Annotated in this window: 11 protein-coding genes and 2 rRNA genes (1 of these 13 running past the window's edge); 1 reads left to right on the top strand and 12 read right to left on the bottom strand. The window is 51.5% G+C overall.

Annotated elements, in window-relative coordinates; translation table 11 throughout:
* Window positions 1-125 precede the first annotated feature (125 nt).
* Window positions 126-896, bottom strand: coding sequence for a TatD family hydrolase (locus BJQ97_RS00210; protein WP_160155100.1), 771 nt, complete (start codon window positions 894-896; stop codon window positions 126-128).
* A 136-nt stretch (window positions 897-1,032) separates the two neighbouring features.
* Window positions 1,033-2,985: a methionine--tRNA ligase gene (metG, locus tag BJQ97_RS00205; RefSeq protein WP_160155099.1), complete on the bottom strand. Its 1,953-nt coding sequence runs from the start codon at window positions 2,983-2,985 to the stop codon at window positions 1,033-1,035.
* 396 nt (window positions 2,986-3,381) lie between these two features.
* On the opposite strand from metG, the gene BJQ97_RS00200 reads away from it, so the two are divergent.
* Window positions 3,382-3,678, top strand: coding sequence for a transition state genes transcriptional regulator AbrB (locus BJQ97_RS00200; RefSeq protein ID WP_160155098.1), 297 nt, complete (start codon window positions 3,382-3,384; stop codon window positions 3,676-3,678).
* Window positions 3,679-3,694: 16 nt separating this feature from the next.
* On the opposite strand, the gene rsmI is transcribed toward BJQ97_RS00200, so the two are convergent.
* The 10 genes from rsmI to BJQ97_RS00150 all read right to left on the bottom strand — a co-directional run.
* Window positions 3,695-4,600, bottom strand: coding sequence for a 16S rRNA (cytidine(1402)-2'-O)-methyltransferase (gene rsmI / locus BJQ97_RS00195; protein ID WP_160155097.1), 906 nt, complete (start codon window positions 4,598-4,600; stop codon window positions 3,695-3,697).
* A gap of 16 nt (window positions 4,601-4,616) precedes the next feature.
* Window positions 4,617-5,366 (bottom strand): tRNA1(Val) (adenine(37)-N6)-methyltransferase, encoded by a 750-nt coding sequence (locus BJQ97_RS00190; protein ID WP_160155096.1) that lies wholly within the window; start codon window positions 5,364-5,366, stop codon window positions 4,617-4,619.
* A 60-nt stretch (window positions 5,367-5,426) separates the two neighbouring features.
* Window positions 5,427-5,789 (bottom strand): DNA replication initiation control protein YabA, encoded by a 363-nt coding sequence (gene yabA, locus BJQ97_RS00185; protein ID WP_160155095.1) that lies wholly within the window; start codon window positions 5,787-5,789, stop codon window positions 5,427-5,429.
* 15 nt (window positions 5,790-5,804) lie between these two features.
* The gene (locus tag BJQ97_RS00180; protein WP_074043769.1) at window positions 5,805-6,632 is read right to left on the bottom strand and encodes a PSP1 domain-containing protein; all 828 of its coding nucleotides are present in this window, start codon (window positions 6,630-6,632) and stop codon (window positions 5,805-5,807) included.
* A 14-nt stretch (window positions 6,633-6,646) separates the two neighbouring features.
* Entirely contained in the window at window positions 6,647-7,639 is a 993-nt protein-coding gene (gene holB, locus BJQ97_RS00175; RefSeq protein ID WP_160155094.1) for a DNA polymerase III subunit delta', read from the bottom strand.
* Window positions 7,640-7,717: 78 nt separating this feature from the next.
* Window positions 7,718-8,350, bottom strand: a complete 633-nt coding sequence (tmk, locus tag BJQ97_RS00170; RefSeq protein WP_201451640.1) for a dTMP kinase — start codon at window positions 8,348-8,350, stop codon at window positions 7,718-7,720.
* Between the two features lie 26 nt (window positions 8,351-8,376).
* Window positions 8,377-9,810, bottom strand: a complete 1,434-nt coding sequence (locus tag BJQ97_RS00165) for an aminotransferase class I/II-fold pyridoxal phosphate-dependent enzyme (protein ID WP_160155092.1) — start codon at window positions 9,808-9,810, stop codon at window positions 8,377-8,379.
* 171 nt (window positions 9,811-9,981) lie between these two features.
* Window positions 9,982-10,188: a sigma factor G inhibitor Gin gene (locus BJQ97_RS00160; RefSeq protein WP_160155091.1), complete on the bottom strand. Its 207-nt coding sequence runs from the start codon at window positions 10,186-10,188 to the stop codon at window positions 9,982-9,984.
* Between the two features lie 151 nt (window positions 10,189-10,339).
* A 5S ribosomal RNA gene (gene rrf, locus BJQ97_RS00155) occupies window positions 10,340-10,456 on the bottom strand.
* Window positions 10,457-10,732: 276 nt separating this feature from the next.
* Window positions 10,733-12,510: ribosomal RNA gene (locus BJQ97_RS00150) — 23S ribosomal RNA — on the bottom strand (it continues 1,152 nt past the right edge of the window).

The following is a 12,510-nucleotide window of genomic DNA, read 5'->3' as shown; positions in this document are numbered from 1 at the left end:
GAAATTTCAGTGAAAAAGGAAGGAAGACTTGTCGACACGCGGTTGGCTCATATCGGCTGAATTTGTAGAATCTTATCGTCTTCGCCGCACCTTCGACAAGCTTCCCCGCTGTTCGATGCCTGATTTTAGCGGTCGATGGCGAACAATTTTTTGGCATTTTCCGCCGTTGTTTCCGCTACTTCGGCAAAAGAAATGTTTTTGATCTGTGCGATCGCTTCGGCAACGTATTTGACATAGCTCGGCTCGTTTCGTTTGCCGCGGAAAGGATGAGGCGTTAAATATGGACAGTCCGTTTCGATCAATAAATGGCTGAGCGGAATCTCCTTCGCCACTTCCTTCGGTTTTTTCGCATTTTTAAACGTGACCGGACCGCCAAGGGAAATGAGAAAATTCATGTCCATGCACTGTTTGGCCACCTCGACGCTGCCGCTGAAACAATGCATAATCCCGCCGACTTCGGCGGCGTTTTCCTCTTTCAAAATTTTTAAAATATCCGCCGTCGCCTCACGGTTATGAATAATGATCGGCAACTTCACCTTTTTAGCCAGCCGGATTTGCTGCCGGAACACCTCTTGTTGCACGTCTTTCGGCGATTTATCCCAATGGTAGTCAAGCCCCATCTCGCCGAGCGCCACGACTTTCCGGTGAGCGGCGAGATGTTCAATCATCTGCAAATCATCGTCCGTCATCTCGATCGCATCGACCGGATGCCAGCCAACCGCCGCATAAATAAACGGATACCGCTCAGCCAGCTCGATCGCCCGATCGATTGTCGGACGGTCAAACCCGACGACGACAATGTGTGAAACCCCTTCATCGCGGGCGCGTTCAATGACTTGTTCCAAATCTTCTTCGTATTGGACTGCATTCAAATGTGCGTGCGTATCAAACAGCATACGAATGCCCTCTTTTCCACCTTGATGTTAAGTGTAGCATAGAAATTGGTTACATACGTCACATTTCGTTAACATTTCCATTACAAAATAGCGACAAGGAGGTGTCAAGCGCAACACCCCCCTACCAAGCAAATAGCTATTTGATTTTCGTTCCATTCGGCACGTGTTGATCAACCGTCGCCACCGAAAATTCCCCGCCGCTGCCTCCGGCTAGAATCATGCCTTCCGACCATTCGCCGCGAAGCTTGGCTGGTTTTAAATTGGCGACGCAAATGACTTTTTTGCCGACGAGTTCTTCTGGTTTGTAAAACTCAGCGATGCCAGAGATCACTTGCCGCTTCTCGCCGCCAAGGTCAAGCTGAAGCTTCAACAGCTTATCGGCGTTTTTCATCCGTTCGGCATGGATGACTTCAGCGACGCGCAAATCGATTTTGGCGAACTCATCAATCGAAATTTCCGCCGCCTCCGCTGCTTTTTTTTCCTCTTTTACCGGCTCGGCGGCCGGTTTGCCCCCTTGCATATGCGCCTTAATGTACTCCACTTCCGCTTCGATGTCGAGGCGCGGGAAGAGCGGTTCTCCCTTTTGCACTTTTGTCCCTTCCGGAATGAGGCCGAAATCGTACAAGCTGTCCCATTCTTTCAATGAATGATCAGTGATGCCAAGCTGAGTGAACATGCGCTCCGGCGTGCGCGTCAAAAACGGCTGGAGCAGCACCGCCGTATGGCGGAGCGATTCAGCCAAGTGGGTCATGACGGCGGCAAGCTCGTCCCGTTTCTGTTCGTCTTTCGCCAATACCCATGGCTGCGTTTCATCGATGTATTTGTTCGTCCGGCTAATCAACTGCCAAACAGCGGCGAGCGCGACGGAAAACTCCATTCCCTCCATCGCTTCTTCATATTGACGCACCACTTCGCGCGCCGTTTGCGCCAACTCTTGGTCAAACGGTGTTTTCGGCCCGCGGTATGGCGGAATAACGCCGTCGAAATATTTTTCGATCATCGCCACGGTGCGGTGCAGCAAGTTGCCTAAGTCGTTGGCCAAGTCATAGTTGATACGCTCAATAAATCCTTCCGGGGTAAACACGCCATCAGCGCCGAACGGCACTTCCCGCAGCAAATAATAGCGGAGCGCATCAAGTCCATACCGGTCGATGAGCGTCACTGGGTCAACGACATTTCCTTTCGATTTGGACATTTTTCCATCCTTCATCAGCAACCAACCATGGCCGAATACTTTTTTCGGCAACGGCAAGCCGAGCGCCATCAACATAATCGGCCAATAAATCGTATGGAAACGGACGATTTCTTTGCCGACCAAATGGACGTCCGCCGGCCAATATTTGCGGAACTTTTCATCGTTGTCCGTGCCATAGCCGAGCGCTGTGATATAGTTGGCAAGCGCGTCGATCCAGACATAGATGACATGCTTCGGATTGCCTGGCACTTTAATGCCCCAATCGAACGTCGTCCGCGACACAGCCAAATCCTCAAGCCCTGGCTTAATAAAGTTGTTGATCATCTCATTTTTCCGAGATTCTGGTTGGATAAAATCGGGATTTTCTTCGTAATATTGCAACAAACGGTCGACGTATTTGCTCATCCGGAAGAAATAGGACTCTTCTTTCACTTTCTCAACAGGCCGGCCGCAGTCCGGACAGTTGCCGTCCACAAGCTGCCGCTCAGTGTAAAACGATTCGCACGGCGTACAATACCAACCTTCATATTCGCCCAAATAAATATCGCCTTGTTCGACAAGACGGGCGAAAATTTGCTCGACGACTTTTTTATGCCGCTCCTGCGTTGTGCGAATAAAATCATCGTAGGAAATGTCAAGCTTCTTCCATAGCTCCTGAATGCCAGCGACGATCTCATCGACGTATTGCTGTGGCGTTACTCCTTTTTCTTCCGCCTTGCGCTGAATTTTTTGCCCATGCTCATCAGTGCCGGTCAAATACATGACATCATAGCCGCGCATCCGTTTATAGCGAGCCATGGCGTCCCCCGCCACCGTTGTGTAAGCATGACCAATATGCAGGCGGTCGCTCGGGTAATAAATCGGCGTCGTCAAATAAAACGTTTTTTTCTCCATCGGTTAGGCCCTCCCTCGTACTGTTGAGCACAAAAGCCCCCGTCCGGCGACGAGAGCGGCGTTACTTCTATTTTACATAATTTTTTCATTCTACAAAAACATCTATTTCTCGCAAGCTGAAAAAATATACCCAAACCGGCAAAAATACGGCCGCGTTTTCAACTATCGCTGCGAATTTGTTATACAAGGATAGAGTTTAGATGGGCAAATTCATTCGTTTTCTCTTTTCTTTCTAAACAAACTTTTTTGCGAAATAACAATATACATTTTTTTTAAATTTTACATATTAAAGGATTGACGCTTAATGGAAACACTGATATGATTAGGTTGTAGGAAATTTGTCGAATATTGACGAATAAACGACAAAAAACTTTTTTGCGGAGAGGAGAATCGACGATGAAATCGACAGGGATTGTGCGTAAAGTCGATGAGTTAGGCCGCGTCGTCATTCCAATTGAGCTGCGACGTACGTTGGATATTAACGAAAAAGATGCGTTGGAAATTTACGTTGACGATGACCGCATCATTTTGAAAAAGTATAAGCCGAACATGACGTGTGTCGTCACCGGCGAAGTGTCGGACGACAACTTCAAACTGGCCGGCGGCAAAATCATTTTAAGCCGCGAAGGCGCGGAAATTTTGCTGCAGGAGATCCAACAGCATCTAGAAGCAGCAGACAAAGAAAAACAATAAAAAAGTTTCTCTGGTTTCAGAGAAACTCTTTTTTTTCTTCTTCTTGCTGTTGATGATACTGCCGATAAACGTCGCGTTTCGACATATTTCGATCACTGGCCGCCTGTTTCACCGCCTCCTTGACAGAAAGGCTGTGCTCGCGAATATAATAATCGACATGTTCGACAAGCGAAAGCGGCTGCCACCATTCCTCTTGCTCTTGTTTATTCCCATCTCGCGCCCCTTCGACAATGAGGCAAAATTCGCCGCGGATGTCATGTTCTTCCGCCCAAGCGGCCACATCACGTAAATCACCACGGATGAACTCCTCAAACCGTTTCGTCAACTCGCGGCCAAGAGCGATGCGCCGATTGCCGAATATATCATACATGAGAGCGAGCGTTTCTTTCAAGCGGTGGGGCGCCTCATAAAAAATTAACGTCTCCGCCGCTGTTTTTAATGACAGCAGTTGCTCTTTTTTCTCTTTTTTCGCCCGTTCCAAAAAGCCGACAAACAAAAAGCGGTCCGTGGGCAGCCCGGAGGCGACGAGCGCTGTCAATGCCGCGTTCGCTCCAGGAAGAGGGACGACGCGGCAGCGCTCGGCAAGCGCCGCAGCAATAAGCTCATAGCCCGGATCGGAAATGCCGGGCATCCCGGCGTCGCTCACCAATGCCACCGTTTTTCCTTCCTTCAGCCATTCGACAAGCTGCCGGCCGCTCGCGTATTTATTATGCTCATGGTAGCTGACGAGCGGCGTATGAATGCCGAAATGGGCGAGCAGCTTTTTCGTCTGCCTTGTGTCCTCGGCGGCGATGACATCAGCTTCCTGAAGCGTCCTAACCGCACGAAACGTCATATCCTCCAAATTGCCGATCGGCGTCGGCACGATGTATAGCGTCCCTTGCTCCGTTTGTTCGGTAAAACTTTTTTGCTGCCAAAGCATCCTTTGTTCCGCCCCTTTAAGATGAAATAATGCCATATAAGATTCGCTTCGTCTCCTCGGTATATTCGTTATTCTCATCATACACGACGAGCGGTGGCAACACTTTTAAGTCCGGGCTTGCATCTTTTGTCCCTTCAATTAAAATCATGTTCGCCTCTTTGCCCTCTTTCGGGTACACAAAGCGGAGCCGTTTCGGCTCAAGACGGTATTGGCGCATGAGCGTCACAATGTCAAGCAGCCGCCCCGGCCGGTGGACGAACGCCGCCTTCCCTCCTTGCTTCAACAGTTGGCTGCTGACACGAATCACATCCTCTAGAGTGCAATAAATTTCATGGCGGGCGATGGCGATATGTTCATTTTTGCTCAGTTCATCTTTGCCGACTGCCGGAAAATACGGGGGATTGCACGTGACGACATCGTACCGGCTGTAACCGATCCGTTGCGGCGCTTCTTTAATGTCGCCGTGTATGATCTCGATTTGTCCTTCAAGCCCGTTGTATTGCACGCTTCGCCTCGCCATGTCGCAAAGCCGTTCTTGAATTTCGATGCCGATGATCGTCCCTTTTGTTCGCCGGCTCAACAAGAGGGGAATCACCCCGTTGCCCGTGCACAAATCAACAATCTGCCCCTTTTGAATCGGCATATAGGCAAAATGAGCAAGGAGCACGGCATCAAGGGAAAACGAAAATACAGATGGACTTTGAATGATGCGGAGCTCTTCGTTAAACAAATAATCGAGCCGTTCATCCTCGTACAATTCCACCATGACGCAAGATCCTCCATTGAAAAAAATAACCTTTCCGAAACGGAAAGGGTGGCGTTGCCTTTAGTTTTTGTTCAAAAACGACAAGCAAAACAAACAATCGCCCTCGGTGCGAATGCTTCCGTAATGGATGTGACAAATATGAAACCCTTCTTGGTAAAGGCGGGCTAAATTATCATACCCTTCGCCAACGTCGATGAGTTTTTTGCCATGTTTGTCCCCTTTGCGTTTGCCTTCTTCCCATGCTTCTGACAATTGTTCAAGCCGACGGCGCAACTGAGCATTTTCGATTTGCAACCGGTGATTCTCTTCTAACAGCTCCGTTACGCGCTGTTTCAGCTGCACCAGCTCGCGGTAAAAATAACTAAGTTGCTCTTCCATATTGGCCACTGATCGAAACACTTCTTTTTTATCTACTTTTTCCACTGGCCCCACCCCAAATTAATCTGCGACGCGAATGGACAACGTCCCGTTTTTCATCAGCTCATCGAGTGTATATTCGACGACCCTTCCGAATTCTGGAAGCTCGATTTGCAACACCCGTTCTAAAATATTCAAGCCGACAACTTTGCCGAAGCCGTGGGGTGTTTCGACATATTCCCCTAAATCCGGGAGTTGTTCTTTCGCCGTCTCATACTCTTCGTTTTCATATTTCAGGCAACACATCAGCCGGCCGCACAGCCCGGAAATCTTCGTCGGATTGAGCGACAAGTTTTGATCTTTCGCCATTTTGATTGACACCGGTTCAAAATCGCCTAAAAACGTCGAACAACAAAGCATGCGGCCGCACGGCCCAATGCCGCCAAGCATTTTCGCCTCGTCGCGCACCCCGATTTGCCGCAGCTCAATGCGCGTGCGGAAAATTGACGCTAAGTCCTTCACAAGTTCGCGGAAATCGACGCGTCCATCGGCAGTGAAATAAAAGATCACTTTATTGCGGTCAAACGTATATTCCACATCGACGAGCTTCATTTCGAGCCCGTGCTCCTCCACTTTGCGCAAGCAAATGTCATACGCCTCGCGCGCCGCCTTTTTGTTTTCTTCCACAACCCATTTATCTTTCTCATTCGCCACACGGATCACTTTTTTGAGCGGCATCACGATGTCGTTTTCGTCGACTTGTTTATTGGCGATGACGACTTTTCCGTACTCAATGCCGCGCGCCGTCTCGACAATGACGAATTCGCCGACGGGAATAACGGCATCGCCAGGGTCAAAATAATAAATCTTCCCTGCTTTTTTAAAACGAACGCCGACTACCGTATACAACGGCTCTCCCTCCTTTACCGCTTTAATTGAAGAACGAGCTGCTCAACAAGCAACGCCGTGCTCATATTCGTTGTATTTAAACGCGTTTTTGCTTGTAAAATCGCTTCCATGCCAGCCACAATCCGCCGCTGTGGGCAAGCAAGCGCCCATCGTTGCAGGCAGTCCAGCTGATCGCGGTATAACACGCTGTCCATTTGACCGGTTTGAATATGCAACAAATCGCGGTATAAATATAAAAGCAAATCAAGTCCAAGGTCAAGCTGATGGTTTTCCAAAAAATGCGGAAACAAGCGATCGTGGATGAAAAACAAAAGCTGCAGCTCCGGCTTGCCCAGCATCTCATACCATTGTAGCACTAATGTTCGCGACTCGGCAAACCAACTATCTTGGGCAAGCGCCAGTGCTTCCTCGAAGCTGTTTGTCAAATGGGCAGCCAACAGCGCCAACGGCAACGGCACGTGCTCCTCGACAAGCGCCTGGGCGAGCGCTGCCGGCGGCAACGGCCGGAACGAAAGCACTTGACAGCGGGAAACGATCGTCCCTAGCAGGCGGTGGTATTGCTCAGTCAGCAATACCGCCACCGTCCCTGGATGCGGCTCTTCCAAAAATTTCAGAAGGCTGTTGGCAGCGCTTGTCGTCATTTGATCAGCGTGCTCAACGATGTACATTTTTTTATCCGACTCGACGGCTGTTTTTGAGAACTCTTGCTGCAGCCATTCGATTTGTTCCTTTTTGATTGATCCTCCATCTGGGCCGATCACCCGGACGTCGGGGTGGTTGCCGGAGTCGATGCGCCGGCAGTTGCGGCACTCTAGACATGGGGAAACTCCGATTGGGGACAGACAAAACAAACGTTTCGCCAACAACAAACTGGCCGCTTTTTTGCCCGTCCCCCGCTGCCCCTCAAACAAATACGCATGAGAAATCCGTCCTTTTTCCAAGCCGCTTTGCAGCATTTTCGCCACCACCGGCTGGCGTTTCGCTAGCTGTTCCCATCGCATCGCCATCACTCTTCCTTATTTCTTATTTCTATTCTATCATGTCCGCTAGGAATCATCACGGCCGGATTCATGGAAATCACGCTGTCATCTTCCTTTCAGGCGGGAAAGCACCGCAGCCGTTGTTTCGGCGAATACATCATCAAGCGGGCGGCTCGCGTCGATGACGACAATGCGGTCGGCAAACCGTCTGGCGAGTTCCCGATACCCTTCTCGCACCTTCTCATGAAAAGACAACGTTTCAAGGTCAAGTCGATTCACTTCTCGGCCGCGGTTTCGCCGGATTCGTTCAAGCCCAATTTGCGGATCGATATCAAAATAAATCGTCAGCGACGGCATATATCCATCAATAGCGAATTCATTAATTTTCCATACTTCTTCAATGCCAAGCCCGCGGGCAAATCCCTGGTAGGCGAGGGAACTATCAACAAACCGGTCGCAAAGGACGACGCACCCAGCCTCAAGCGCCGGCACGATTTTCTCAAGCAAATGCTGCCGGCGCGCCGCCGCATATAAAAGCGCCTCCGTCCGCCCATCCATTTCCGTATAATCACGGTTTAAAATGATTGAGCGAATCGCCTCAGCAATGCGCACCCCGCCCGGTTCCCTCGTCGCCACGACGTCAATCCCCCGCTCACGCAACAACGACTCCAATTTGCCGATCATCGTCGTTTTACCTGCTCCTTCCGGCCCTTCAAACGAAAAAAAGCATCCGTTCACCACTCGCGGCATCCTTTCCATCCTTCCTATTCGTATACAACCAACTGACCATCTTTCAGCCGGCTTCCGCCTTGTATGTGCGCCCGCTGACAAAGAAGCTGGCGAATCTGTTCAATATGGCCACGGCCGATCCGCTCTCCAACCCACACGAGCGGCACCCCAGGCGGATATGGAATGACCGTTTCCGCTGCTATATGTCCTTCAGCATCCTCGAGCGCCACAGCTTTTGTCCGCCAATAGCGCAGTTCATTATACGGAACTAAAACCGATAGCGGCGGTCCGAGAAAAGGCGAATCGTCACACACCGGCGCCTCGCCATCTGGCAAATCGCGCCACGCTCGTTTGATTTTCTCCGTTGCTTCCTGAAGGCGCTCGGTTACCGCCAGCGGGCAAACGAAAAGCACGTTCATTCGATCAGCAAGCTCGACAAACACCCCTTCACGCTCAAGCCAACGCTGCAGTTCATACCCGGTCAAGGAACAGCGCGTCTGCACCGTTACTTTCAGCGGGTCGGTCTGTACGCCAGAATGGCGGGAACAAACGACTGCCACCCCGTCAATATCGGCCAGGACTGCCTTAAATTTCTCAATTTCTGCCACGATCGCCGCCGCATCGCTTTTTGAAAGCTGGGCGACATAACTCCGCGCCAAATCGAGCGACGCCATAATCGGGTAAGACGGGCTGCTTGACTGAAACAACTGCAAAAAATATTTCAACCGTTCAAGATCAACCCGCTCGCTGTTGATATGCAAAAACGCTCCCATCGTCATCGCCGGCAACGTTTTATGCGCCGACTGCACGACGACATCGGCGCCATAGCGAAGCGCCGATGTGGGAAAAGGGGGGCCGACAACGAAATGGGCGCCATGTGCCTCATCAACCAGCACCGGAATACCATGTTCATGAACTAGGCGGACGATTTCTGTCAAATCGGCGGCCATTCCATAATAATTTGGATTCGTCAATACAACCGCAGCAACATCATCATGAAGCGCCAACGCCTCTTTGACGGTTTCAGGACGAATGTGCGAAGCGACACACACATCACGATCAAACTCGGGAGCAAGTAGAACAGGAGTGGCCTCTATGAGTTGCAATGCATGCATCACCGATTTATGGCAATTGCGTTGTACAATCACCTTCTTCCTCTTTCCATCACACACGGCGGCGATCATTGCCAAATTCCCTGCCGTCGAACCGTTCACAAGGAAAAACGTCTCCCTAACGCCATACAGCTCCGCCGCCAGCTCCTGCGCCTCGGCAATCACCGACTCAGGATGATGCAAGTCATCCAAGCCGGAAATTTCCGTCGCATCCAACGCCAACAGCGGCGCAAACATATTTCTCCCTCGATGCGAAAACAAAGCGCCGTATTTATGTCCCGGCACGTGAAACGAAACCGGGCGGCGCGCCCAATGGTGCACGAGAGCGTCATATAAAGGAGTTTTCGTTTGATCCATCATCATCCTCTTTCCTTGCTGTCTGTCCCAGAACGGCCATCATCCGGGCAGACTGCCGAAATGCATGGGATATGCAGGAGAAACATCAAACATAATAGTATCACAAACGCCCGAAAAAACGCACGAGTGGCGTCAATCGCAAATAAAAACAGGCCCAAATGCAGGCCCTGATTACGAGTGAATTTTCGATGTAAACATTTTACGCAGCTGCTGCACATAAAACGAGTAGTTCGGGTCGTCCGTATTCGTTTGCACAATCGCCTGGTTGCAGTCCAAACAAAGAAAATGGCCAAAAAGGAAAATCCCTTCCTTTTTTTCCTGTTCACAAACGATGCATACATGTTCGTGTTGATTCCGGTCTGCTATTGATGCCCTCACGCTCTCCACCTCCCATCCTCTATGTTTCCCACATTGCTAACATTCTATACTAGTAGATGAAAGGAAGAGAGACATTGAGCGGGTCCAGATCGTTTTTTCTCAAAAAACGAAAGCAGCCAATTGCACCAATGCAACTGGCTGCTCGTTTATTGCCTAGCAGCGACCTACTCTTGCAGGGGCGCTGGCCCCAACTACCATCGGCGCTGGAGGGCTTAACTTCCGTGTTCGGGATGGGAACGGGTGTTTCCCCTCCGCCATAGCCACTAGGCAATGATCATCAACTTATGGACAAACCTTATTATATCCATCCTGTTGGATTTGTCAACAGGATGTTCATTCCTTCAAAACTAGATAACCGTCGGAAGAAGCCGCAAGCCTGCGCTTTTCGTTGTCCAGCTCCGGCTCGCCGCCGCTTTTCTTGTTGTCCAGTTCCAGCGCCTAGCTCTCTTCTGCCAAATAACCTTCCCCCTCGGGGTGCAAGCACCCCTGCGGGTGAAGAACATTTGGCATCGAGAGCTGACCGCGGCGCTTCCACTTTTCTCGTTAGGTCAAGCCCTCGATCGATTAGTATCCGTCAGCTCCACGTGTCGCCACGCTTCCACCTCGGACCTATCGACCTCGTCATCTTCGAGGGATCTTACCCGCTTCACGCGGTGGGAAATCTCATCTTGAGGGGGGCTTCACGCTTAGATGCTTTCAGCGCTTATCCCGTCCGCACATAGCTACCCAGCGGTGCCCCTGGCGGGACAACTGGTACACCAGCGGTGCGTCCATCCCGGTCCTCTCGTACTAAGGACAGCTCCTCTCAAATTTCCTCCGCCCGCGACGGATAGGGACCGAACTGTCTCACGACGTTCTGAACCCAGCTCGCGTACCGCTTTAATGGGCGAACAGCCCAACCCTTGGGACCGACTACAGCCCCAGGATGCGATGAGCCGACATCGAGGTGCCAAACCTCCCCGTCGATGTGGACTCTTGGGGGAGATCAGCCTGTTATCCCCGGGGTAGCTTTTATCCGTTGAGCGATGGCCCTTCCATGCGGAACCACCGGATCACTAAGCCCGACTTTCGTCCCTGCTCGACCTGTCCGTCTCGCAGTCAAGCTCCCTTGTGCCTTTGCACTCTCCGAATGATTTCCAACCATTCTGAGGGAACCTTTGGGCGCCTCCGTTACCTTTTGGGAGGCGACCGCCCCAGTCAAACTGCCCGCCTGACACTGTCTCCCACCCCGCTAAGGGGTGCGGGTTAGAATTTCAATACCGCCAGGGTGGTATCCCACCGCCGCCTCCACCGAAGCTGGCGCTCCGGCTTCCCAGGCTCCCACCTATCCTGTACAAGCGATACCAAAATTCCATATCAGGCTGCAGTAAAGCTCCACGGGGTCTTTCCGTCCTGTCGCGGGTAACCTGCATCTTCACAGGTAGTATAATTTCACCGGGTCTCTCGTTGAGACAGCGCCCAAGTCGTTACACCTTTCGTGCGGGTCGGAACTTACCCGACAAGGAATTTCGCTACCTTAGGACCGTTATAGTTACGGCCGCCGTTTACTGGGGCTTCGGTTCGCACCTTCGCTTCCGCTAAGCGCTCCCCTTAACCTTCCAGCACCGGGCAGGTGTCAGCCCCTATACGTCGCCTTTCGGCTTCGCAGAGACCTGTGTTTTTGATAAACAGTCGCTTGGGCCTTTTCACTGCGGCTCTTCCAGGCTCTTCACCCGAAAGAGCACCCCTTCTCCCGAAGTTACGGGGTCATTTTGCCGAGTTCCTTAACGAGAGTTCTCCCGCGCGCCTTAGGATTCTCTCCTCGCCTACCTGTGTCGGTTTGCGGTACGGGCACCTCTTCCCTCGCTAGAGGCTTTTCTTGGCAGTGTGGAATCAGGGACTTCCGGAATGCTCCGTCGCCGTCACCGCTTGGCCTTAGCGACCCGCGGATTTGCCTGCGGATCAGCCTCACGGCTTGGACAGGCTCTTCCAGCCGCCTGCTCGCCCTATCCTCCTGCGTCCCCCCATCGCTCAAACGGGAAGAAGGTGGTACAGGAATCTCCACCTGTTGTCCATCACCTACGCCTTTCGGCCTCGGCTTAGGTCCCGACTAACCCTGAGCGGACGAACCTTCCTCAGGAACCCTTAGGCTTTCGGCGCAGAGGATTCTCACCTCTGTTTTCGCTACTCATACCGGCATTCTCACTTCTAAGCGCTCCACCAGTCCTTCCGGTCTGGCTTCTCTGCCCTTAGAACGCTCCCCTACCGATGACCAACGGTCATCCCGCAGCTTCGGCGGCACGTTTAGCCCCGGTACATTTTCGGCGCAGAGCCACTCGACCA

It is taken from the genome of Geobacillus sp. TFV-3, assembly GCF_009901865.1.
GTDB lineage: Bacteria > Bacillota > Bacilli > Bacillales > Anoxybacillaceae > Geobacillus > Geobacillus thermoleovorans_A.
The sequence above is the reverse complement of the archived record's forward strand: the minus strand, read 5'-3'. Positions and strand labels throughout refer to the sequence as shown.